At 71.9% G+C, this 24,005-nt stretch carries 16 protein-coding genes; 9 read left to right on the forward strand and 7 right to left on the reverse strand.

Annotated elements, in window-relative coordinates; translation table 11 throughout:
- The first annotated feature begins 70 nt into the window (after nucleotides 1-70).
- Nucleotides 71-514 carry a MarR family winged helix-turn-helix transcriptional regulator gene (locus FBY24_RS11260; RefSeq protein ID WP_140457464.1) on the forward strand — a complete coding sequence of 148 codons (444 nt, stop codon included), beginning with the start codon at nucleotides 71-73 and terminating at the stop codon, nucleotides 512-514.
- Between the two features lie 33 nt (nucleotides 515-547).
- Here the strand turns inward: FBY24_RS11260 and FBY24_RS11265 are convergent, their stop codons facing one another.
- Nucleotides 548-2,155, reverse strand: a complete 1,608-nt coding sequence (locus tag FBY24_RS11265) for an MFS transporter (protein WP_142160649.1) — start codon at nucleotides 2,153-2,155, stop codon at nucleotides 548-550.
- Between the two features lie 267 nt (nucleotides 2,156-2,422).
- On the reverse strand, nucleotides 2,423-3,859 hold the full coding sequence (locus FBY24_RS11270; RefSeq protein WP_140457462.1) for a sugar porter family MFS transporter: 1,437 nt from the start codon (nucleotides 3,857-3,859) through the stop codon (nucleotides 2,423-2,425).
- Nucleotides 3,860-4,020: 161 nt separating this feature from the next.
- Between FBY24_RS11270 and FBY24_RS11275 the strand changes: the two genes are divergently transcribed.
- From FBY24_RS11275 to FBY24_RS11285, 3 genes are all read left to right on the forward strand, one after another.
- Complete coding sequence (locus FBY24_RS11275; RefSeq protein WP_370510983.1) at nucleotides 4,021-4,665, forward strand: hypothetical protein; 645 nt, start codon at nucleotides 4,021-4,023, stop codon at nucleotides 4,663-4,665.
- A gap of 426 nt (nucleotides 4,666-5,091) precedes the next feature.
- Nucleotides 5,092-5,712 carry a DUF47 domain-containing protein gene (locus FBY24_RS11280; protein ID WP_140457461.1) on the forward strand — a complete coding sequence of 207 codons (621 nt, stop codon included), beginning with the start codon at nucleotides 5,092-5,094 and terminating at the stop codon, nucleotides 5,710-5,712.
- A 5-nt stretch (nucleotides 5,713-5,717) separates the two neighbouring features.
- Nucleotides 5,718-6,722 carry an inorganic phosphate transporter gene (locus tag FBY24_RS11285; protein WP_140457460.1) on the forward strand — a complete coding sequence of 335 codons (1,005 nt, stop codon included), beginning with the start codon at nucleotides 5,718-5,720 and terminating at the stop codon, nucleotides 6,720-6,722.
- 58 nt (nucleotides 6,723-6,780) lie between these two features.
- Here FBY24_RS11285 and FBY24_RS11290 read toward each other — a convergent pair whose 3' ends face one another.
- Nucleotides 6,781-7,797 carry a LacI family DNA-binding transcriptional regulator gene (locus tag FBY24_RS11290; RefSeq protein ID WP_239072729.1) on the reverse strand — a complete coding sequence of 339 codons (1,017 nt, stop codon included), beginning with the start codon at nucleotides 7,795-7,797 and terminating at the stop codon, nucleotides 6,781-6,783.
- Between the two features lie 196 nt (nucleotides 7,798-7,993).
- On the opposite strand from FBY24_RS11290, the gene FBY24_RS11295 reads away from it, so the two are divergent.
- The 5 genes from FBY24_RS11295 (at nucleotide 7,994) to FBY24_RS11315 (ending at nucleotide 16,765) form a co-directional block, all read left to right on the forward strand.
- Nucleotides 7,994-10,027 carry a beta-galactosidase gene (locus FBY24_RS11295; protein ID WP_142160651.1) on the forward strand — a complete coding sequence of 678 codons (2,034 nt, stop codon included), beginning with the start codon at nucleotides 7,994-7,996 and terminating at the stop codon, nucleotides 10,025-10,027.
- A gap of 103 nt (nucleotides 10,028-10,130) precedes the next feature.
- Nucleotides 10,131-11,366 (forward strand): maltose ABC transporter substrate-binding protein, encoded by a 1,236-nt coding sequence (locus tag FBY24_RS11300; protein ID WP_142160653.1) that lies wholly within the window; start codon nucleotides 10,131-10,133, stop codon nucleotides 11,364-11,366.
- Between the two features lie 113 nt (nucleotides 11,367-11,479).
- Nucleotides 11,480-13,096 carry an ABC transporter permease subunit gene (locus FBY24_RS11305; protein WP_142160655.1) on the forward strand — a complete coding sequence of 539 codons (1,617 nt, stop codon included), beginning with the start codon at nucleotides 11,480-11,482 and terminating at the stop codon, nucleotides 13,094-13,096.
- Nucleotides 13,096-13,980, forward strand: a complete 885-nt coding sequence (locus tag FBY24_RS11310) for a sugar ABC transporter permease (protein WP_142160657.1) — start codon at nucleotides 13,096-13,098, stop codon at nucleotides 13,978-13,980. Before FBY24_RS11305 ends, FBY24_RS11310 begins: the two co-directional genes overlap by 1 nt.
- A gap of 130 nt (nucleotides 13,981-14,110) precedes the next feature.
- Nucleotides 14,111-16,765: a glycosyl hydrolase 53 family protein gene (locus tag FBY24_RS11315; RefSeq protein ID WP_142160659.1), complete on the forward strand. Its 2,655-nt coding sequence runs from the start codon at nucleotides 14,111-14,113 to the stop codon at nucleotides 16,763-16,765.
- A gap of 373 nt (nucleotides 16,766-17,138) precedes the next feature.
- Here FBY24_RS11315 and FBY24_RS11320 read toward each other — a convergent pair whose 3' ends face one another.
- The 4 genes from FBY24_RS11320 to mshD form a co-directional block, all read right to left on the reverse strand.
- Nucleotides 17,139-19,565, reverse strand: coding sequence for a toll/interleukin-1 receptor domain-containing protein (locus tag FBY24_RS11320; protein ID WP_142160661.1), 2,427 nt, complete (start codon nucleotides 19,563-19,565; stop codon nucleotides 17,139-17,141).
- Nucleotides 19,566-19,656: 91 nt separating this feature from the next.
- Nucleotides 19,657-20,631 carry an NUDIX hydrolase gene (locus FBY24_RS11325; RefSeq protein WP_255432359.1) on the reverse strand — a complete coding sequence of 325 codons (975 nt, stop codon included), beginning with the start codon at nucleotides 20,629-20,631 and terminating at the stop codon, nucleotides 19,657-19,659.
- On the reverse strand, nucleotides 20,628-22,859 hold the full coding sequence (locus tag FBY24_RS11330; RefSeq protein ID WP_142160663.1) for an RNA degradosome polyphosphate kinase: 2,232 nt from the start codon (nucleotides 22,857-22,859) through the stop codon (nucleotides 20,628-20,630). The genes FBY24_RS11325 and FBY24_RS11330 overlap by 4 nt, the downstream gene beginning before the upstream one ends.
- On the reverse strand, nucleotides 22,856-23,944 hold the full coding sequence (mshD, locus tag FBY24_RS11335) for a mycothiol synthase (RefSeq protein WP_142160665.1): 1,089 nt from the start codon (nucleotides 23,942-23,944) through the stop codon (nucleotides 22,856-22,858). Before mshD ends, FBY24_RS11330 begins: the two co-directional genes overlap by 4 nt.
- Nucleotides 23,945-24,005 lie beyond the last annotated feature (61 nt).

Below are 24,005 nucleotides of genomic sequence, written 5' to 3' on the forward strand. Positions count from 1 at the left end.
CACGGGATCCGCTGCGCCCGGCCCGGCGCGGGCGATGCGCAGCCGGTGCCCGCTGGGCCAGGATGAGCCCATGACCACGGACCCGTTGCTGCGCGTCGAGCAGGAGCTCGGGCTGTTCATGCGCCGGGCCCGTGCGGCCTCCGCCCACCTCGCGCGGGACATCCACCCCGACCTCGACGCCGGCGCGTACACGCTGCTGACGACGGTGGCCGCGACCCCCGGCATCCGGGCCTCCGACCTCGCCGGGCACCTGGGCGTCGGCCGCGGCACCATGTCGCGTCAGCTGGCGCGCCTCGAGCAGCTCGGTCTGATCGCGCGGGGCACGGACCCCCTCGACTCGCGCAACCACCCGCTGGGCCTCACCGAGGAGGGCGCCCGTCGGCTCGCGCACGCGAAGAAGGCGCGCCACGCGTTCTTCGCGACGTCCCTCGGGCACTGGGGCGAGCCCGACCTTGCCGCGCTCGCCGACCTGCTGGGTCGTCTCAACTCCGACATCGGCCGGCTGCCGCGCTGAGGCGTCGGCGGGCCGGGCGGGCCCGCCGACGCGTCAGGCGGTCGCCGGGGCGTCCTGCTCGTCGAGCAGACGGTCGAGGTTGGACCGGTCGCCCAGCGGCACCTCGCGCAGCAGCAGGACGGCCACCAGCGCGAGCAGCGCGACGGGCGCACCCACGAGGAACAGCTCGGCCACCCCCACGCCGAACGCGTGCTCGACGACCGTGCGCACCGGCCCCGGCAGCGTCGCCAGGTCCGGCAGGCTGCTCGCGCCCGACCCGGTGGAACCCAGCGCCCCCGGGTCCACGCCGATGCCCGCGAGCCCGTCCGCGGTGAGCGTGCCCACCCGTGACGACAGCAGCGCACCGAGCGCGGACACCCCGATCGTGCCGCCGAGGGTGCGGAAGAACGCGACCATCGCCGTGCCCGCGCCCACGTCGCGCAGCGGCAGGGTGTTCTGCGCGGCCAGCACGAGGTTCTGCATCAGCATGCCCACGCCCACGCCGGTGACCAGCAGGTAGGCGCCGACGACGACGAACGACGTCGTCTCGTCGATGGTGCCCATGAGCCCGAGCCCCGCGACCAGCAGCACGGCACCGGCCACCATGAACCGCTTGTACCGCCCGGTGACGGAGATCGCCCGCCCCGACAGCGTCGACGACAGCAGCATCCCCACGACCATCGGGACGGTCAGCAGGCCGGACTCGGTGGGCGTGCGGCCCCGCGCGAGCTGCATGTACTGGCTGAGGAACACCTGCGTGCCGAACAGCGCCACGCCCACCGCGACGGACGCGACCACGGCCAGCACGACCGTGCGGTTGCGGAACAGCCCCAGCGGGATGATCGGCTCGGCCGCCCGGCGCTCCACGAGCACGGTGACGACGAGCAGCGCGACCGCGCCGCCGAGCATCGCCGCGCTCGGCCAGGACGCCCGGTCGAACGAGGACCCGGCGAACGTGACCCACAGCAGCAGCAGCGTCACGCCCGCGGACAGCAGCACCGCGCCCGCCCAGTCGATCCGCACCGTGCGGCGGGCGACGGCCGGCAGGCGCAGCGTGCGCTGGAGGACCACGATCGCGGCGATCGCGAACGGCAGGCCGATGAAGAAGTTCCACCGCCACCCCGCCGTGTCGGTGATGACGCCGCCGATCAGCGGCCCGCCGACCATGCCGACGCCCATGACGGCGCCCATGAGGCCCATGTACCGACCGCGCTCGCGGGGGCTGATGATGTCCGCGATCAGCACGGTGCCGAGGGCGGTGAGTCCGCCGGCGCCGATGCCCTGCAGCGCACGCATCCCGATGAGCATCGAGGTGCTGTGCGCGAGGCCGGCGAGCGCGGCGGAGACCACGGACACGACGAGCGCGACCTGGATGAGCAGCTTGCGGTCGACGAGGTCCGCGAGCTTGCCCCACAGCGGCGTGGAGACCGTCGTCGTGAGGAGGGTGGCGGTGACGACCCAGGTGAACGCGGACTGCGAACCGCCGAGGTCGGTGATGATCCGCGGCAGCGACGACGACACGACGCTCGTCGCGAGGATCGAGACGAACATGCCGAGGAGGATCCCGGAGAGCGCCTCGAGGACCTCGCGGTGCGACATGCGCGGCGCCGGTGCGGCGGGGGCGGCGTCGTCGACGGGCGGACGGGTGGGGACGGTGGTCATGGCAGGGCTCGCTTCCGGACGGGGAGGGGGCTCGACCGGGCGTCGTCGACGGTCGGGAGCGGCGGGCGCGGGCGCCCGAGACTGTTGCTTCGGGCAACGCTACGTCAGGTCTTTACCCGAGGCAACCGTTCGGCCGGGTGAGGAACGGTGAGGTGCGTCGCACCCCGCCCGGACGACGCCCACGGCGGCCCCCACGACGGCCCCCACGACGGCACGACGCGACGACGCCCGCCGCACCAGGGGCGCGACGGGCGTCGGGGTGCGCGGTCAGCCGCGGCCGCGCCGGTGCACCTGCAGGCCCTCCATGTCCTCCAGCTCCACGCCCTTCGTCTCCGGCACCTTCGTCAGGACGAACACGAACGACAGCGCCGCGAACGCCGCGTACATCAGGTACGGCGCCGTGGCGCCGAACCGGGCGAGCATCTCCGGGAACGACAGCGTGATGAGGAAGTTGGCGACCCACTGCGCCGACGCCGCCACGCCGAGGGCGGCGGCGCGGATCCGGTTGGGGAACATCTCGCCGAGCAGGACCCACACCAGCGGGCCCCACGTGGCGCCGAAGAACACGACGAACGCGTTCGCCGCGACGAGCGCGACCACGCCCCACGCACCGCCCAGCGTGAGCTCCTCGCCCGTCCCGGTCGACTGGGTGAACGCGAGCGCCATCGTGCCGAGCGCGACCGTCATCCCCGCCGAGCCGGCGAGCAGCATCGGGCGCCGGCCCACCCGGTCGACGAGGGCGATCGCGACCAGCGTCACCACGACGTTCGTCACCGCCGTGATCGTGGAGAACGTGAAGGACTGCTCCTCGGCGAACCCGACGGCCTGCCACAGCGTCGTGGAGTAGTAGAAGATCACGTTGATCCCGACGAACTGCTGGAAGACCGACAGCAGGATGCCGACCCAGACCACCGGCAGCAGGCCCAGCACCGGCCCGCGCAGGCTGGCCTGCTGCGCCACCTGCTCGTCCTGGCGGATGGTGCGCTCGATCTGCTGCACGCGCGCCTCGGGGTCCTCGTCCGGCCCCAGGACGTCGCGCAGCACGTCGACGGCCTCGTCGCGGCGGCCGGTGGCCACCAGGTACCGGGGGGACTCGGGGATGCGCAGCGCGAGCACCCCGTACACGACCGCGGGCACGGCGCACACGAGGAACATCCACCGCCACGCCTCGAGCCCCAGCCACAGCGTCTCGGCCGCCCCGCCGGCGGTGACGGCCAGCAGCTGGTCGGACAGCAGCGCGGCGAAGATGCCCAGCGTGATCGCGAGCTGCTGCAGCGACCCGAGGCGCCCGCGGATCGCGGCCGGCGCGATCTCGGCGATGTAGGCGGGGGCGATGACCGACGCGATGCCGATGCCGACGCCGGCCATCACGCGCCACAGGGCCAGGTCCCAGGCGCTGAAGGCGAGGCCCGACAGGATCGAGGACACGAAGAACAGGACGGCGCCGAGCACCATCACCCGCGTGCGGCCCCACCGGTCGGACAGGTGCCCCCCGACCCACGCGCCCACGGCCGAGCCGAGCAGCGCGACCGCCACGACGAGGCCCGTGACGACGCCCGACAGCGCGAACTGCCCCTGCACCGCCTGGACGGCGCCGTTGATCACCGACGAGTCGAACCCGAACAGGAACCCTCCGACGGCCGCGGCCACCGCCAGGCCGACCGCCCTGCCCCGGTACCGGCCGGGCGCCCCTGCATCGGACATCGATCCACCTCCGTGTCGTCCCTGGTCCTGCACCCGTCCGTCCTGCGGCGGGCCCGACCACCTTCGCCCCGGTGCGCGGGGTCCGCACGCGGGGCGGGCGTGACGTGGGTCGCGGCAGGGCGCAGGTGCGCCGCGTCGGAGGTCGGGGGCATCATCGCCGGATGACGACAGACGACTCGCGCGCGGGCGGGCGCCCGCACCGTCCCGTGCTGCGCGACCCGGCGGCGATGGCCGCCGTGCCCGGCCCGGACCCGGTCCTGCGCGAGGAGGTGGCGCACACCACGGCGGCCGCGCTCGTGCGCGCCGGCCGGCAGGCGCAGGACCCGGACGTCGTCGCCCGGCTGGTCGCGCTCGTCGAGACCGAGGGGCTCGACGTGGTCGCCGAGCTGTGGTCGGACAGCCCCGCCGGCACCCTCCCGGGCGCGCTGTGGCGGCTGTACCTGCTGCGCGAGTGGGTGGTCCGCGACCCCCAGGTGGTCGCCGACCGGTACCGCCAGGGGGTGGCCGCGGCGCCCGTGCACGACGCGGTCGCGGGCGTCGTGAGCCCGCCCGGGCCGGCGGACGTGCGCGCGGTCGCCGACGCCGTGCTCTCCGGGGTCTACACCGGCGACCTCGCGGTGGCGCTCGAGCGCGCCGCGGCGTTCTGCCAGGTGCTGGCCACCGGGACCGCCTTCGACGCCGACCACCTCGACGTGCTCGACCCCGGTGCTGCGCGCCGCACGACGCGGGGCGCGGCGTCGCTCGTGCGCACCGCCGAGGAGCTGGCGGAGGCCGCCCACCTCTGGCGCGCCGACCGGCTCGTCTGACCGGCCGGCCCCGCCCTCGCGTCCGGCCGCCCCGTCCGGCCCTCGGCACGGAGGGCCCCGGCGCGTAGACTGGTGCCGACGCCGGGCCGCGGTAGCCCCGGGCTCCATCACCAGCCGCTTCGAGCGGCCACGCGCCGAGAGGCGCTCCCGGCCCGGCGTCGCCCCACCTCCGGCAGCCCCGCCGCGCTGCCGCGGGACTGCCTCGGGACTGCCTCGGGCGTGCTCCCGGCGCCCCTGTCCGCCCCCTGTGCGCGGCGGGCCGACGTCACAGCCGATTCATGCCCAGGGGGGACCCTCGTCGGTCCATCCTCCGTTCACCGGCCGTTAGGCTGAGCGCGGCCCGAGCCCCCCGGGGGCAGAAGGCCGGGGCCCCGCACCGCGGCGAGCCCCGCACCGTCCCCGTCCCTCTCGCACCGGGAGAGTTCCGTGCGCCTGCGCCTGACACCGCGCGACACGTCCTACTTCGACCTCTTCGCCGACTCGGCGACGCACCTGGTGACGGGGGCGAACCTGCTGGCCGAGATGCTGGGGGCCGACCGGGCCACCCGCAAGGAGATCAACAAGCGGATGGCCGCGGCCGAGCACGCCGCGGACGAGGCGACGCACACGATCATGCGTCGCCTGAACAAGACGTTCGTCACCCCGTTCGACCGCGACGACATCTACATGCTCGCGTCGAACCTCGACGACTGCATGGACTTCATGGACGAGGCCTCCGACCTCATCGTGCTGTACAAGGTCGACGAGCTGCCCGCCCGGGTCTCCGACCAGGTCCAGGTGCTCCAGCGCGCGGCCGAGCTCACGGCCGAGGCCATGCCCCGGCTGCGCTCGATGGACTCGCTCTCCGAGTACTGGGTCGAGGTCAACCGCCTCGAGAACCAGGCGGACAAGGTCCACCGCAAGCTCCTCGCGCAGATGTTCGACGAGATCTCCGACCCGATCCTGCTGATGAAGCTCAAGGAGATCGTGGAGAAGCTCGAGGACGCGGCCGACGCGTTCGAGAAGGTCGCGAACACCGTCGAGACCATCGCGCTCAAGGAGTCCTGAGCGCGGTGGAACCTGTGCTGGTCGTCTTCGTCGTCGCGCTCGCCCTCGGGTTCGACTACACCAACGGCTTCCACGACGCGGCGAACGCGATCGCGACCTCCGTCTCGACGCGCGCCCTGACGCCCCGTGCGGCGCTCGTCATGGCCGCCGTCATGAACTTCACCGGTGCGCTGCTCGGCACCGAGGTCGCCGAGACCATCGCGACGTCGATCGTCGACCTCGAGGGGGCGCCGTCGCACAGCGCGCTCGTCGTCATCGTCTGCGCGCTCGTCGGCGCGATCACCTGGAACCTCATCACCTGGTGGTTCGGGCTGCCGTCGTCCTCGACGCACGCCCTCATCGGCGGGCTCGTGGGTGCGGGGCTGGCGGCCGGGTTCGGCGTGTTCGGGTCGGCGATCGTCGAGAAGGTCGTCCTGCCGATGATCGTCTCGCCGCTGGTCGGTTTCGGCCTGGCGTTCCTGCTCATGGCCGGCCTGCTCTGGCTCATCAAGGACAAGGCGCCCTCGCGCGTCAACCGCCGCTTCCGGGTGGCCCAGACCGTCTCGGCCGCCGCCATGGCGCTCGGGCACGGCCTGCAGGACGCCCAGAAGACGATGGGTGTGATCTTCCTGGCGCTGCTGACGGTCGGCTGGGCGACGCCGGAGGACGGCATCCCCCTGTGGGTCAAGCTCTCGGCGGCGGCGGCGATCTCGCTCGGCACGTACGCCGGCGGGTGGCGCATCATGCGCACCCTGGGCCGCAAGATCATCGAGCTCGACCCGGCGCGCGGCTTCGTCGCGGAGTCGGTGTCGGCGGTCGTGCTCTACCTCAACGCGTTCTGGCTGCACGCCCCCGTCTCGACGACGCACACGATCACGTCCGCGATCATGGGCGTGGGCGCGACCAAGCGGCTGTCGGCCGTGCGGTGGGGCGTGGCCAAGAACATCGCCGGCGCGTGGATCCTCACCATCCCGGCCGCGGCGTCCGTCGCCGCCGTCGTGTTCTGGGTCCTGCACCCGCTGCTGGGCTGACGGGCCGGACCCGCCGGGCGCCGGGCCCCGCCGCCGCGGGTCGCCCGGCGTCCGGCGTTCAGGCGCTGGCGCGGGCGACCAGGCGCGCGGGCATCGTCACGGACGTGCGGGGCGCGCCGGCGACGACGTCGAGCAGCAGCCGCACCATCTCGGCGCTGATGAGGTCGAAGGGCTGGTGCATCGTCGTCAGCGGCGGGTCGAGGGTCGCGGCGAGGCCCGAGTCGTCGAACCCGCCCACGGCGACGTCGTCGGGGACCCGGCGCCCGTGCCGGCGCAGCGCGGTCAGGGCGCCGGCGGCCATGAGGTCGGACGCGGCGAACACCGCGTCCACGTCGGGCACGCGTGCGAGCAGCTCCTCCATCGCGGCCTCGCCCGACGACGCGCTGTAGTCGCCGTGCGCGACGTAGCGCTCGTCGTAGTCGTCGCCGAGCTCCTCGCGGTACCCCGCGAGCCGGAACCGGCCGCCGGGGGTGTCCAGCGGCCCGGCGATCATCGCCACGTGCCGGCGGCCCTGCGCGCGCAGGTGCCCGACCATGGTGCGCGCCCCGCCGACCTCGTCGACGGACACGGACGCCACGCGCCCCGACCAGCCCAGGGGGATCCCGCACGCCACGGTGGGGATGCCGCGCTCGACGAGGTCGCCGAGCAGGGGCTCGTCGGCGTGCGACGAGATGAGCAGGACCCCGTCGACGTGCCCGTCGGAGACGTACGCGGCGGCGTTGACGCGCTCGGTCTCGGTGCCCGCGACGAGCAGGATGAGCGTCATGCCGCGGGCCGCGGTCGCCTCGGCGGCGCCGCGCAGCAGGATCGCGAAGTTGGGGTCGGCGAAGAGCAGGTGCTGCGGCTCGGTCAGCAGGAACGCCACCGAGTTGGAGCGGCCGGTGGCCAGGCTGCGGGCGTGCAGGTTCGCGCGGTAGCCGGTCGAGCGGATCGCCTGCTCGACGGCCTTGCGGGCCTCGGGGGACACCCAGTGCCCGCCGTTCATGACGCGGGAGACCGTGCCCCGCGAGACGCCGGCCTCGGCCGCGACGTCGCGGATGGTCGGTCGGCGACGGCCCCCTGCGGTGCTCTCCACGGAGCACGACTCTAGCCCGCCGGCAGGCGGGAGCGCTGCCATTCCTGGGACGACATCCTGTGCGCGGTCACAGGTCCATAACGACCCGTATCGGGCGGTGGCGCTGCCCACCCGACGTGTGCCTATGCTGTGCACGGTCACAGGCTGTGACCGTGCACAGGCCGAGCGGCCGTGCAGCACGACCCGACGGAGCGTCATGAGCGACACGAGCTGGTTCCCGCGCGAGGCGATCGCCTTCGGGGGTGACTACAACCCCGAGCAGTGGCCCCGCGAGGTCTGGGACGAGGACGTCGCGCTGATGCGCGAGGCCGGCGTCAACCTGGTGAGCGTCGGCATCTTCTCCTGGGCGCTGCTCGAGCCGCGCGAGGGCGAGCACGACTTCGCCTGGCTCGACGACCTGCTCGACCTGCTGCACCGCAACGGCATCGCGGTCGACCTCGGCACCCCCACGGCGTCGCCGCCCGCCTGGTTCTTCCACGCCCACCCCGAGGCCCGCGTCGTCACGCGGGACGGCACCGTGCAGGGCTTCGGCTCGCGCGGCATGGCGTCCCCGAGCTCGCCCGCCTACCGCGAGGCCGCCGTGCGGATCGCCTCGGCCCTGGCCGACCGGTACGCCCAGCACCCCGCCGTCGTCATGTGGCACGTGCACAACGAGTACGGCGCCCCCGTGGGCGAGGACTTCTCGCCCGCGTCGGTCGCGGCGTTCCGCGCCTGGCTGCAGGAGCGCTACGGGTCCCTCGACGGGCTCAACGCCGCGTGGGGCACCGCCTTCTGGGGCCAGCGGTACGCCGAGTGGGAGCACGTCGGCGCCCCCGCGGCGACGCCCTCGGTGGCCAACCCGGCCCAGCGGCTGGACTTCGCCCGGTTCACCGACCACCAGCTGCGTGCGTGCTTCGTCGCCGAGCGCGACGCCATCAAGGCCCGGGCCACCCAGCCGGTCACCACGAACTTCATGGCCAACGAGTGCGCGACCACGGACCTGTGGGCCTGGGCGCGCGAGGTCGACGTCGTCGCGAACGACCACTACCTCACGGCCGCCGACGAGCGCGGCCACGTCGGCCTCGCCCTGGCCGCCGACCTCACGCGCTCGGTGGCCGGCGGGCGCCCGTGGATCCTCATGGAGCACTCCACGTCGGCCGTCAACTGGCAGCCGCGCAACGTGGCCAAGCGCCCCGGCGAGATGGCCCGCAACTCCCTGACGCACCTCGGCCGCGGCGCCGACGCCGTGCTGTTCTTCCAGTGGCGCGCCTCGCGCTCCGGCGCGGAGAAGTTCCACTCGGCGATGCTCCCGCACGCCGGGACGACCTCGCGGGTGTGGCGCGAGGTCACCGCGCTCGGCGCCGACCTCGGCCGCCTCGCGGAGGTCCGCGGCTCGCGCGTGCACGCCGACGTCGCGCTGCTGTGGGACACCGAGTCCTTCTGGGCGCAGGATCTGGAGTGGCGGCCCTCGGTCGACGTGACGCACCGCGAGCGCGTGCGCGCGTACTACGAGCGGCTGTGGCGCGACGGGCTCACGGTCGACATGGCGCACCCGGGTGCGGACCTGTCCGGCTACCGGCTCGTCGTGGCCCCCGCGTCGTACCTGCTCACGCAGGCCTCGGCGGAGAACCTGCGCCGGTACGTCGCCGGCGGCGGGACCCTGCTGGTGTCGTTCTTCTCCGGCGTCGTCGACGAGAACGACGCCGTGCACGCCGGAGGCTTCGGCGCACCGCTGCGCGACGTCCTCGGGCTGACCGTGGAGGAGTTCCTGCCGCTGCGCGCCGGGGACGCCGCGCGCCTGCTCTGGACCTGGGGCGAGGAGCGCGAGATCGTGGCCGACGTGTGGGCCGACGACATCGCGCTCGAGGGGGCCCAGGTCGTGGCCTCCTACCTCGACGGCCCGGCGGCCGGCGGTCCCGCGGTGACGCGGAACCGGTTCGGCGACGGCACCGCCTGGTACGTCTCGACGCGGCTCGGGATCGACGAGCTCGCGCCGGTGCTGGCGGCCGTCTACGACGACGCGCGCGTCGTGCCCCCGGGCCACGCGCACGACGTCGAGGTCGTCACGCGCCGCGGCGCGGACGCGGACTACGTCGTCGCCCTGAACCACTCGGGCGACGACGCGAAGGTACGGCTCGGCGACGGCGTCGAGCTGCTCACCGGCACCCGGGTCGCGGGTGCGCTCGACCTGCCCGCCGGCGCCGTCGCCGTCGTCCGGCGGCCCACCGGGGGTGATGGCCCGCAGGAGTGACCCCCGCCGGGCGACACGGAGGTCGCCCGGCCGCATTCCCCTCCGTCGCAGCGCAGCGATCCCTCCGGGCGCGCGCTGCGGCACCTCACCGGAAGGAACGTCCATGCGCAAGACAGCAGCACTCCCGGTCGCGATGGTCGCGACGGTCGCCCTCCTCGCCGCCTGCAGCGGCGGCGACGCCGAGCCCGCCGCGTCCGAGTCCGCCGGCGCCGGCGGCACCGGCACCCTGACGATCTGGGTCGACGAGAACCGTCAGCCGGCCGTCGAGGCCGCCGCGGCGGACTTCGAGGCCGCGACCGGCGTCACCGTCGAGCTCGTCCAGAAGAACTTCGAGGACATCCGCGCGGACTTCCTCGCGCAGGTCCCCACGGGCGAGGGCCCGGACATCACGGTCGGCGCCCACGACTGGCTCGGCTCGTTCATCGTCAACGGCGTCGTCGACTCCGTGGACCTGGCCGACGCCGACGCCTTCGAGGCCGTCGCGACCGAGGCCTTCACGTACGACGGCCAGCTGTACGGCCTGCCGTACGCGCTGGAGACCGTGGCCGTGGTCCGCAACACCGAGCTGGCGCCGGAGCCGACGCCGGACACGTTCGACGCGATGATCGAGGCGGGCCGCGCCTCGGGCGCCAAGCTGCCGTTCGTCATCAACACCGCGGGCACCACGGGTGACGCGTACACGTACTACGGGCTGCAGACGTCGTTCGGCGCACCCGTGTTCGAGCAGAACGAGGACGGCTCGTACACCACGGACATCGGCATGGGCGGCGAGGAGGGCCAGGCGTTCGCCGCGTGGCTCGGCGAGAACGGCATGGCCGGCACGGGGCTGTTCAGCACCGACTGGACGTACGACATCGCCGTGCAGGAGTTCGCGGACGGCAACGCGCCGTACACGATCGCGGGCCCGTGGGCGATCGCCGCGTTCGAGGAGGCCGGCATCGACGTGGCCGTCGACCCGATCCCGTCCGCCGGTGGCGAGACCGCGGCGCCGTTCGTCGGCGTGCAGGGCTTCTACGTCTCCGCGCAGAGCGAGAACGCGCTGCTCGCGAACGACTTCCTCACCAACTACATGGCCACGCCCGAGGCGCAGACGGCGCTGTACGAGGCCGACCCGCGCATCCCCGCGCTGAGCGAGGTCGCGGAGTCCGTCGCCGAGGACCCGATCGTCGCCGGCTTCCTGGCCGCGTCGCAGAACGGCACGCCCATGCCGTCCATCCCCGAGATGGCCGACGTGTGGGAGTACTGGAACGCGGCGCAGTCGTCGATCATCTCCGGCTCCGCGGAGCCGGCGGCGGCCTGGGACAAGATGCTGGCGGACCTCGAGTCCAACCTCGGCTGATCCCGACCTGATCCCGGCGGGGCACCGGCCGCCCCCACGTGGCCACCCCTCCGGCACCGTCCGGCCGGTGCCCCGCCACCCCTCCACGCAGCGTCCCTTCCCTCGGAGGACACATGTCCACGCACGTGCACCCCGCGCCGGCCGATCCCGGCGGCACCGTCCGCGAGCCGCACGCGCGGCGCTGGGACGGCACCGGGTGGGGCTTCCTCGTCAAGCTCGCCCTCATGGCCGTCGTCAACGCCGTCGGCGTCGGGGTCGTGTGGGCGGCCTGGGTGCAGGGGGCGTGGGGGATCCTCGCGGCGTCGCTGGTCCTGCTGGTGCTCGCCGACTGGGCGTACTTCAGCAAGCGGGCGCTGCCGATGAAGTACATCCTCCCCGGCCTGGTGTTCCTGCTGGTCTTCCAGCTGTTCTCGATGGGCTACACCGCCTACGTGGCGATGACCAACTACGGCACGGGCCACAACACGACCCGCGACCAGGCGGTCGACGCGCTGCTCATCCAGAACGAGCGCCGCGTCGAGGACGCACCGAGCTACCCGCTGACGATCGTGCAGCGGGACGGCGCGTACGGCTTCGCGATCGTCGACGAGGGGGTCGTGCGGGTCGGCTCGGCCGACGAGCCGCTCGTGGCCGCGCCCGACGCGACCCTCGACGGCACGCGCGTGAGCGCCGTGCCCGGCTGGGAGGTCGTCCCGTACGCCACCCTGATGAGCGACCAGGCGCTGCAGCAGGAAATCGTCGACCTGCGCGTGCCGGTCTCCGACGACGCCGACGCCGGCTCGATCCGCACCCGTGAGGGCACCACCGGCTCGGTGTACCGCTCCGCGCTGGTCTGGGACCCCGACGCCGTGACGATGACGAACACCGAGACCGGTGTCGTGTACTCCGCGAGCGACGAGGGCAGCTTCGTGGCCCCCGACGGGACCGCGCTGCCGGTCGGCTGGCGCGTGGGTGTCGGGTTCGACAACTTCACGCGGGCGTTCACCGACGACGACTACTCGGGCCCGCTGCTGCGGATCACCGTGTGGACGTTCGCGTTCGCGATCCTCACGGTCGCGACGAGCTTCCTGCTGGGTCTGCTGCTCGCCATCGTGTTCAACGACCCGCGCGTGCGCGGCCGCAAGGTGCTGCGGACGCTGTTCATCCTCCCGTACGCGTTCCCGGCGTTCCTGTCGGCGTTGCTGTGGCAGGGCATGCTCAACTCCAACCCCGACTACGGGATCATCAACCAGCTGTTCTTCTTCGACACCCGCATCCCGTGGCTCGAGGACCCGCTGCTGGCCAAGCTGGCGATCATCGGCGTGAACCTGTGGCTGAGCTTCCCGTACTGGTTCCTCGTGTGCACCGGTGCGCTGCAGTCGCTGCCCGACGACGTCATGGAGGCGGCCCGCATCGACGGAGCCGGCCGCTGGCGGACGTGGCGGTCGATCACCATGCCGCTGCTGCTGGTCTCGACCGCGCCGCTGCTGATCTCGTCGTTCGCCTTCAACTTCAACAACTTCACGATCATCTACATGCTCACCGGCGGCGGGCCCCGGTTCACCGACACCGCGGCCGTGCTCGGGCACACCGACATCCTGATCTCGATGATCTACCAGATCTCCGGGGTCGCGGGCGGCCGGGCGGACTTCGGCCTGGCCAGCGCCCTGTCGATCATCATCTTCGTCATCATCGGGACCATCTCGGCCCTGGCGTTCCGACGCACGCGCAAGCTGGAGGAGGTCCTCTGATGGCCACCGTGACGACGACCCACGACCGGTCCCGCGTGCGCCGCTCGCGCTGGCTCGCGGAGGTCGGGTGGAAGTACCCGTTCGCCGCGCTGATCGTCTTCTACGCCGCGTTCCCGCTGGTCTACGTGCTCTCGGCCGCGGTCGCGAGCTCGGGCACGCTGACGGGGTCCACGTCGCTGTTCCAGTCGTTCTCGACCGCGAACTTCGAGGCGCTGGGCGCGACCCGGTTCTGGTCGTGGGCGGTCAACAGCCTCGTCATCGGCGGGGCCACCGCGGTCGGCTCGGTGCTCATGGGTGCCGCGGCCGCGTACGCGTTCTCGCGGTTCTCGTTCCGCGGCCGCCGCGGCGGGCTCACGGCGCTGCTGATCATCCAGATGTTCCCGCAGATGCTCGCGTTCGTGTCGATCTTCCTGCTGCTCATCGCGCTGGGCGAGGTCGTCCCCGCGCTCGGCCTGAACAGCAAGCTCGCGCTGATCGCCGTGTACCTCGGTGGTGCGCTCGGCACCAACACGTTCCTCATGTACGGGTTCTTCAACACGATCCCGCGCGAGCTCGACGAGGCCGCCAAGATCGACGGGGCCACGCACGCCCAGATCTACTGGACGATCATCCTGCGCCTGGTCACGCCGATCCTCGCGGTCGTGGGCCTGCTGTCGTTCATCGCGACGTTCGGCGAGTTCATCCTCGCCCGCGTCATCCTCACGTCCGACCGCAACTGGACCCTCGCGGTCGGCATGTACGGGTGGGTCTCCCAGCAGCTCAACGCCAACTGGGGCCTGTTCGCCGCCGGTGCGGTCATCGCCGCGCTGCCGGTCCTCGTGCTCTTCCTCGTCCTGCAGAAGTACATCGTCGGCGGCCTGACCGCCGGCTCCGTCAAGGGCTGACCCGCACCACCACGCACCACCCCGCCGCGGCCCCACCCCTCCCCGGGCCGCGGCGGGTGCGGCGCCCTGCCGCCCCGGCCGGGCGCCGCCCATGCTCGAACGACGACGATCGACATGAAGGGACACCCACGTGCGCGCACGTCATCCACGCAGGACCGTCGCGGTCGCCGCGGCCTGCGGCCTGGTCCTCACCCCGCTCGCCGCCCTGCCCGCCGGGGCCGCCGACGGGCCCGTCGAGGCCGGCATCGTCGTCGACAAGGTCGACGGCCTCGCCGCGGACTTCGTCCAGGGCGTCGACGTCTCCTCGGTGCTCTCCCTCGAGGAGTCCGGCGTCGTGTTCCGCGACGCGTCCGGCCAGGAGGCCGACCTGTTCGACGTGCTCGCCGGCTCCGGCGTCACGCACGTGCGCGTGCGGGTCTGGAACGACCCGTTCGACGCGGACGGCAACGGCTACGGCGGCGGGAACGTCGACGTGGACCGGGCCGTCGAGATCGGCGAGCGGGCCACCGCCGCCGGGCTCGGCGTGCTCGTGGACTTCCACTACTCGGACTTCTGGGCAGACCCCGCCAAGCAGCAGGCGCCCAAGGCGTGGGCGGACCTCACCGTCGAGCAGAAGGCCGCCGAGGTCACCGACTACACGACGGCGAGCCTGCAGGCGTTCGAGGACGCCGGCGTCGACGTCACCATGGTCCAGGTCGGCAACGAGACCAACAACGGGATCGCGGGCGTCACCGGGTGGGACGGCATGGCGCAGATCTTCTCCGCCGGCAGCGCCGCCGTGCGCGACGTCCTGCCCGACGCGCAGGTCGCCCTGCACTTCACCAACCCCGAGACCGCCGGCCGGTACGCCGGGTACGCGGCCGCGCTGGACGCCCGCGACGTCGACTACGACGTCTTCGCCACGTCGTACTACCCGTTCTGGCACGGCACGACGACGAACCTGACGGCGGTGCTCGGCCAGGTCGCCGACACCTATGGCAAGCAGGTCATGGTCGCCGAGACGTCGTGGGCCACGACCCTCGAGGACGGCGACGGTCACGGGAACGTCATCGACCTGGCGTCCGAGGCCACGCAGTACCCGGTCAGCGTCCAGGGCCAGGCCACGGCGTGGCGCGAGGTCGTCGCCGCCGTGCACGCCCTCGGCGACGCCGGCGTGGGCGTCTTCTACTGGGAGCCCGCGTGGCTGCCCGTCGGCCCCGCGAGCGAGGTCGAGGCCAACCGCCTCCTGTGGGAGGAGCACGGCTCCGGCTGGGCGTCGAGCTTCGCGGGCGAGTACGACGCCCACGACGCCGGCCAGTGGTACGGCGGCTCCGCGTGGGACAACCAGGCGATGTTCGCCACCGACGGCACGCCCCTGGAGTCCCTGCAGGTGTTCCGGTACGTGCGCACCGGCGCGACCGCGCCCCGCGAGGTCGTCTCCGTCGAGCAGGTCCACGTCACGGTCGAGGACGGGCAGGACGTCACGCTGCCCGCCACCGTGGAGGTGACCTACAACGACGGCTCCGTCGAGGACGAGGCCGTCACGTGGAGCGGTGCGACGGACTGGATCCGCGGCCCGGGGGACTACACGGTCCGCGGCACCACCGCCGCCGGGCGTGCGGTCACCGCGACCGTCGAGGTGACGGCCGCCAACCTGCTGCGCAACGGCGGGTTCGAGGACGACGACCTGGGCATGTGGACCATCACCTGGGACACCGCCAAGGTCGCCGAGGGCTCCGACGCCCCCGCCGGTGCCCGCGCCGTGAACTTCTGGCTCGGCACCCCGTACACGCTCGGGGTCGGGCAGACCGTCGCCGACGTGCCCGCGGGCACCTACACCCTGAGCGCCACCGGGCACGGCAGCCTCGAGGGCGGCGAGGGCGCGGTCACGCTGTCCGCGACCACCGCCTCCGGCACCCGCTCGGCCGAGCTCCCGCTCGCCGGCTGGCAGCAGCTGCGCACCGCGACCGTCGAGGACGTCGTCCTCACCGAGGCCGGCACCGTGACCGTCGCGCTCGAGGGCGAGCTGCCCGCGGGGGCGTGGGGCTGGGTCGACGCGTTCGTGCTCACGCCCGCCGCCGGGGCGCCCGCCGACACCTCGGCGCTGGTCGCGGTGCTCGACCGTGCCGACGCCGTCGACCGGTCCGCCTGGACGCCCGCGTCGCTGGCCGTGCTGGACGACGCCGTCGAGGTCGGACGTGTCGTGCTGGCCGGCTCGCGCACCACCGCCGACGACGTCGACGCCGCCGTGGCGCTCGTCGAGGCGGCGCTGACCGGCCTGGTCGCGCTCGACAGCGAGCCCACGCCCACCCCGACGCCGACCGCGACCCCGACGGCGGGCCCGACCACGGAGCCCACCGCCGAGCCCACCGCAGGGCCGACGACCGAGCCCACGGCGACGCCGACCCCCGGCACGAGCGCGCCGAGCATGACGCTCGACCGCACGCGTGTCCGCCCCGGCGAGCCGGTGACGTTCCGCCTCACCGGGCTCGCGGTCGACGAGGTCGAGATCGGCGTGGCCAGCACGTACCGCAAGCTCCTCGACGTCGAGGTCGTCGACGGCGCGGCGACCGCGACCGTCGTGGTCCCGACCGACCTGGAGCCCGGCGTGCACCACCTGCAGGCCCGTGACGCCGACGGCGAGGTGCTCGCGCAGGTCGCGTTCACCGTCGCCGGCAGCCCGGTCGACCGGCTCAGCGACACCGGCGCCTCCGTGGGCGTCGCCCTGGGCGTCGTCGCGCTCCTGCTGGTCTCCGGAGGTGCGGCCCTCGTGGTCAGCCGCCGACGGCGGGCGCTCCAGGCCTGACACCCGACCGGCACCACCGCGCACGAAGTCGGGTTGTATCTCGTTCATAGACGATTGCGCAGATCACTCTCGACAGGCCGCAGGGTGAGAGCAGGCCGGGGCCGCGACACGGGCCCTGCCTGCTCTCGCACTGTCATTACGACCGGCCTCAAGCGGCGCGGGGCTTAGGTCTGGCTTAAGTGGAGAATTCAGGGTTATCTCTACCGTCCGCGGTCAGCGCTCACCGACGTCTTCATGCTTGAATTCGACAGCGCTTGGATAGATTAGCGGCGACGCGTCGAGAATGGCCTCGCCAATATCAGACATTTTGCGATCCTGTCGCGCCCTGAGACGGTGGGCCGCAACTAGCGCCCGGTCGCGTCTACGGCAGGAGTCAAGCAGCGTAGCCGAGTATGGTCATGCGCTTACGAACATCCTCTATGGCCGCGTCGGTGCTGGATGGGTCCAACTTGAGAATCTCGACCATCACCATTGGTGAATGTGGATGCCTCGTCGAGATATTGTCAAGAATCTCTAGACTCCTGAATAGGCACTTCCGTGCGGCTTCCGATCGCCCCAGCGCGTGGTGGATCGAGCCCATATTCGCAAGGATCGCGGCGTACTCGGGATGCTCATCTCCAAGTATTTCTCTAGCCATGGCTTCAGACTTTTCGATAAGATCAAACGCTACTTGACTGTCGCCCAGATGGAGATGGACAAGCGAAAGATCGTTGAATCGGCGCGCAAGGGGTCGACTACGAGGGCCTAGGGCTTCCTTCGTAATTTGAATAGCCTCCTCGAGTAGCTCCCGGGCTCGAGAAAAATCATTTAGGTCGTCCAGAATTTTCGCAAGCGTTGAAATGTCAGTGGCGGTGTTGATGTCGTGAGAGCCGACCGATTTGCGCATCAGCGCCACGGCTTCTTCAGCCAGTGGCAGAGCTTCGCGTGGGCGCTGTGATGCTTTCAGTGAAAGTGCCAGATCATTGAGGCGGTGCGCTCGCGTCTCTCCGTTTTCGCCCCTCTCTTGCTCGAGTTCAAGGGCCGAAGAAAGGAGTTCTCTCGCCATGTCATGCGCCCCGGAGAACTGGGCAAAGGCGCCAGCGTCGCTTAGGAGCTGACCTGCCAGCAGCGCGGAATGGCTGTCCGACTTATCTGTAGACTGCATGTTCCACACCGCCGACATGACGTGAGGAAATAGTTCGCGCCAGGGGCCGGTGGTTTCGCTTTTCCCGATCACAAACGATGGAAGGGCTGTGCGCAGGAGGTAGAGCGCGGGTGTTGCGCACGCCAACTCCTCAATGCTCTGACTCCGAGCATGTGTCGCCCTGATCGCGGCCTGCGTCAGTTTATGAAGGCGAAAACTCCCCGAACTGTACCTAGCGAGGCCCATTTCGTGCAGAAGCGCCACCGCTTCATGGATCTCAAACCCATCACCAGCGACTTCGGCGAGCGGCGACGGCAAAGCCGAGTGTTGATCCCTGAATAGATCCACGGGAATGCGCGCGTCGGAGAAGTAGGCGCACAGGTTAATCAGCTGTGAGGCGGCGAGGCTCCGTGCCTTGAGGTCTGCGAGAGAGATGTCCCATAGGGTGATCATGGGATCGGAGTTCGCCGCCGGAGCTCCTTTCCTGAGCATCTCAGCGGTGTGCTCTGTGAATAGTTGGGCGTACTCGGCCGGGTCGATTCCTGTCGCAAGCATGTAGCTCGCAGCCTGGTCTAGGGCTAGTGGAAGGCCACCGAGTAGTCCCGCCAGTCCGATCGCGCCAGATATCGACGATGATCCACCGCGGGTGCCAATGTATGCGAGCGCCTCCAGGTCATTCCAGACATGGACTGGGATCATCTTGCCGAACCCGCCGACCGTGCTGTTTCTGGATGTAACTATCACGTGCGAGCGTACCGTGGATTCGATAGCACTAAACGTGCTAAGCGTGTTGCGGATTACGTCCGGATCGTCTGCACCGTCGAATAGGACAATCCAGTCGCCAACCTCCGAGAGCACAGACGGAGCCTCAAGTATGGCGTCGGAGCCTTCGTCCTCTTGCGGGTGCCTTCCGAGTTCACTTAGCAGTGAGACAAGTCCCTGAGTGACGGTTGTCTGACTTCTCCCATCCACCCACCAGCAGACGGCATATCCTTCTCGATTCGCATGGACCCATTCCGCTGCGGCCTCGCTTTTCCCCGCCCCCCCAATGCCGATTAGGGTTGCAATGGCGGTGCCGGGCTCTGCCTCGAATAGCGCTGATAAGCCGCCAGATATCGAGATCCTATCTAGGTGATGAGCGTTGCGTGGCGGAATATTCCAGGCTTGACGTCTGGCGAAAGGGAAATCCGGCCGAGTGCTGTGACTATCGCGACGGGAAGGGAACGTCGGGGCTTGGCTTGGCTTCATTCGACTAGATCGGTCGGCGCGGACGGATCGTAACAGCGTGCGTTTCGCCTCCTCTTCGCCAACTCCAAAAAGGTCAAAGCTGACAATGCTGCCCAGAAGCCCTGGTCGCGTGCATTCTTCTATTCGGGCAACGAGAAGCTTCTGGCTTGCCCCAAGTGGGTCTTCGCGATAGGCCGCCTGCCACTCTACGGCCGCAAAGTCTGAGGCGATATAGTTCCGGGAAAGGAGTGCGATTGTCCGTCGAGCGGAGGCGCTTGCCTGATGCATTTCATTAATGAATGAACTGCCGGGAACAAAGTCCCAAGCTTGGAGGATGGTCGTTAAACCGGCCTCTTCAAGTGTCCATGCTATCCATTCGGCCCAGCGGCGTCCGTCGTCCTTGGCGTAAGAGATGAAGAAGTCTGCCTCATCGCCCGCTTCGGTGGTCATCAAGCAGTCCTATCAGACGTCCCGCGTCTCGTCACGCGTCGCCGCTCGCTAGGCGATAGTCGAGGCCAGGCGTGTGTCACTACGATCTCGACTAGATCGCCTGCGGGGAGCGGTGGGTCTCGACGGCCACGACGCGGGGACCGCGGGGCGTGCGGGCCGTGTGCGCGACCAGCACCTCGCCGGGGGCGAGGAACGGGTTCGTCCGCGGCAGGGCGTCGGCCACGACGCGGCGCGAGTGCTCGGCGAGCACGTCGAGGACCGTCGGCAGCACGGGCCGGTGCGTGCACAGCACCGCGTCGGCGGGGTCGTGCAGCAGGTCCGCGACGACGGCGGCCACGCGCGCCGGGGACGAGACGTGCTCGGCCTCGGTGAGCACGTCGGCGACCTCCGCGGTCAGGCCCGCCGCGGTCGCGTACGGGGTGACCGTCGCGGCGCACCGCTCCCACCGGCTGGTCACCACGCGCGCCGTGCCGTACGCGGCGAGCAGGGGCACCAGCGCGCGCGACTGGCGCTGCCCGAGCCCCGTCAGCGGGCGGTCCTCCTCCGTGCCGCCCCACAGCGAGCGCTTGCGGGCCTGGCCGTGCCGGGCGACCACGAGCGCCCGCGTGCCGAGGCGGTCCTTGGCGTAGGCCTCGACGAGCGCGTCGAGCGGTGCGACGTCCTCGCGGCGGGTCAGCATGCCCGCGGCGGCGCGCACGTCGAACCAGTCCCAGTGGTCGATCTCGTCGCGGTCCGTGTGCGGCACGGGCGGGCGGGCGGACATCGGGGCGGTGTCGGAGCGGCCCGCCACCTGCGCCGCCCAGTAGTGCACGCGCTTGAGCGTGCCGCCGTTGACGGTGTACTCCAGCCCGGGCAGGGCGCGACCCAGCACGACGGGCAGGCCCGTCTCCTCCTCGACCTCGCGCACCGCCGCCACCGGTGCGGACTCGCCGGGGTCGAGCTTGCCCTTGGGCCACGACCAGTCCTTGTAGCGGGGGCGGTGCACGAGCGCGACCTGCATCTCGCGCGCCCGCACCCGCCACACCAGCGCGCCGGCCGCCTCGACGACCGTCCGCGGTGCGCTCACCGGGCGGTGCCCGGACGGCGCCTCTGCCGGTGGATCAGCACGGCCTGCAGGTCCGTGAGCGGCCCGTCCGGGCCCTGGTGGTGCCGCGTCCACGACCCGTCCTGCGCCAGGTGCCACGACGACGTCGTGTCGGCCACGGACTCGTCGACGAGCTCGACGAGCTCGGCCACGTGGTCCGGGTCCGCCACGCGCACCAGGGCCTCGACGCGACGGTCGAGGTTGCGGTGCATGAGGTCGGCCGAGCCGATGTAGACCTCGGGGCCCTCGAACCCGTCGTCCGGCGACGGCGTCGCGTGCGCGAACGCGAAGATCCGCGAGTGCTCGAGGAACCTGCCCAGGATCGACCGGACGCGGATCGTCTCCGACAGGCCCGGGACGCCCGGGCGCACCGCGCAGATGCCACGGACGTTGATGTCGACGGGCACGCCCGCCTGCGACGCCCGGTACAGCGCGTCGATCGTGGCCTCGTCGACCATCGAGTTGACCTTGATCTTGATCCACGCGGGCTCGCCGCGCCGGGCGGCCTCGGCCTCGCGCTCGATCCGGTCGACGAGCCCGGAACGCACCTGGCGCGGCGCCACGAGCAGCCGGTGGAAGCGGGACTTCGGGGCGTAGCCCGACAGCTGGTTGAACAGGCGCGTGAGGTCCTGCCCGACCTCCTGGTCCGCGGTCAGCAGCCCCAGGTCGGTGTACAGGCGCGCGGTCTTGGGGTGGTAGTTGCCCGTGCCGACGTGGCTGTACCGGCGCAGCCCGTCGGACTCCTGGCGCACCACCAGGCTCAGCTTGCAGTGCGTCTTGAGGCCGACGATCCCGTAGACCACGTGCACGCCGGCCTGCTCGAGCTTGCGTGCCCACGAGATGTTGTTCTGCTCGTCGAACCGCGCCTTGATCTCGACCAGCGCCAGGACCTGCTTGCCGGCCTCGGCGGCGTCGATGAGGGCGTCGACGATGGGGGAGTCGCCCGACGTGCGGTACAGGGTCTGCTTGATCGCCAGCACGTGCGGGTCGGCGGCCGCCTGCTCGAGGAACGTCTGCACCGAGGTCGAGAACGAGTCGTACGGGTGGTGCAGGAGCACGTCGCGCGCACGGATCGCCGCGAAGACGTCCGTCGGGGTCGCGGACTCCACCTCGGCGAGGTGCCGGTGGGTCGAGGGCACGAACCGGGGGTGCTGCAGCTCGGGCCGGTCGAGGTCCGCGACGACGTTCAGGCCCGTGTGGTCCAGCGGGGCGGGCAGCTCGTAGACGTCCTCCGGGGCGATCCCGAGCTCGCGCACGAGGATCTTGCGGACCCGGGGGCTGATGCCCTCGGCGATCTCCAGGCGCACGGGCGGGCCGAAGCGGCGCCGCAGCAGCTCCTTCTCCATCGCCTTGAGGAGGTTCTCGGCATCGTCCTCCTCGACCTCCACGTCCTCGTTGCGCGTGATGCGGAACGTGTGGAACTCCCGCACCTCCATGCCGGGGAACAGCTGGTCGAGGTGCTGGGCGATGACGTCCTCGACCGGCACGAACGACGTCGGCGACTTGTCGGCGCCCGTGTGGTTGTCCGGGGCGCTGGGCCGGCCCGACGCGTCGACGGCGATGTACCGGGGCAGCAGCGGCGGCACCTTCACGCGCGCGAAGTGCTCCTTGCCGCTCGCGGGGTTGACCACGCTCACCGCGAGGTTCAGCGACAGCCCCGAGATGTACGGGAACGGGTGCGCGGGGTCCACGGCCAGCGGGGTCAGCACGGGGAAGATCTGCCGGCGGAAGAACTTGTGCAGGCGGTCCTGCTCGGCGTCGCCCAGGTCGTCCCACCGCACGATCCGGATGCCCTCGTCGGCGAGGGCCGGGTGCACCTGCTCGGCGAACACCGCCGCGTGCCGGGCCATGAGCACGTGCGCCCGCTCGCTGATCGCCTCGAGGACCTGCCGCGGCGAGCGGCCCGACGCGGCCGTCACCGCGATGCCCGTGGCGATCCGCCGCTTGAGGCCCGCGACCCGCACCATGAAGAACTCGTCGAGGTTGGACGCGAAGATCGCGAGGAACCGCACCCGCTCGAGCAGCGGCACGTCCGGGTCCTCGGCCAGCTCCAGCACCCGCTGGTTGAAGGCCAGCCAGGACAGCTCACGGTCGAGGAACCGGTCGTCCGGCAGCGGCGTGTCGTGCGGGTGCGGAGGCTGCTCGACGACCTCGACGTGCTCGGCGATGCGGGCGGCCAGCTCCGGGTCCATCGTGGGGGCGTCGGTCATGCACCCATCGTGGCATCGCTCGGTGAACTCGTCGTGTCCTGCGGGTGCGGCGTGCCGGACGTGCGTCCCGACGTGCCACCGACCGGCCCGTCCGGGGTGCCGTCACCGGCCCCGGCAGCCACCTCGGTGGCGTCGTGCATGACGTCGGCGGAGACGGTGGTGAAGCCGGCCCGCCCGTACGTGTGCACCGCGACGGTGTTGTCCGCCTCCGTGTAGAGCAGCGCGCGGCGCAGGCCCGCGTCACGCAGGTGGGTCAGCCCGAGAGCGGTCAGCGCCCGGCCCAGGCCGAGGCCCTGCGCGTCCGGGTCCACGCCGACCACGTAGATCTCGCCGACGCGCTCGTCGGGTGCCGCGCCCGGGGCCTCGCCCGCCGGGTGCACCTTCGTCCACACCGAGCCGAGCAGTACCCCGTCGCGCTCGGCCAGCAGGAACCCCGCCGCGTCGAACCACGCCTCGGCCTCGCGCGACCGCAGGTCGTCGGACGTCATGCGGCCCTGCTCCGGGTGGTGCGCGAACGCCCGGGCGTTGACCCGGCGCCACGCGTCCTCGTCCTGCCCGGGGACGAACGCCCGCACCCGCACCCCGGGCGGCAGTGTCGGCGCGGCCGGCGGGTGCGCGTCCAGGTCGACGCCCATGAGCAGCAGCTCGCGCACCACCGGCATGCCCTGCGCGGCGGCGAGCGCCCGGGCCGCGGGGAGGTCGCCGTGGGCCCACACGTGCAGACGGCGGCCGGGGACCTCCGCCGCCCGGGCACGTGCGGCCGCCAGGAGCGCCGACCCGACGCCGCGCCGGCGGTGGTCGGGGTGGACGACCAGCTCGGCACGGGCCGTCGTGGTGGACCCGACGTCCACCTGGGCGTACCCGACGAGCCCGGCCGTGGCAGCGGGGACCCCCGCCACGCCGTGCCCCACCAGGTGCACGACCGGTGCCTCGCCGTCACGCAGACGCAGCAACGGCTGCTCCGACAGCGGCGGCACGCCGTCCTGCGCGGCGGCGTCCCGCTGCAGCGCCCGCACCAGCGCGGACGTGCGCTCGTCGAGCGGTGCGGGCAGCGCGAGGACCGTGGTGGCGACGTCGTCCGACATCCCCCCATCCCACCACGGCCCACCCGTCCGGCGGTCGCCGGGGCGGGTGATCCGCAGGGGC

This window comes from Cellulomonas sp. SLBN-39 (genome assembly GCF_006715865.1).
Classification (GTDB): Bacteria; Actinomycetota; Actinomycetes; order Actinomycetales; family Cellulomonadaceae; genus Cellulomonas.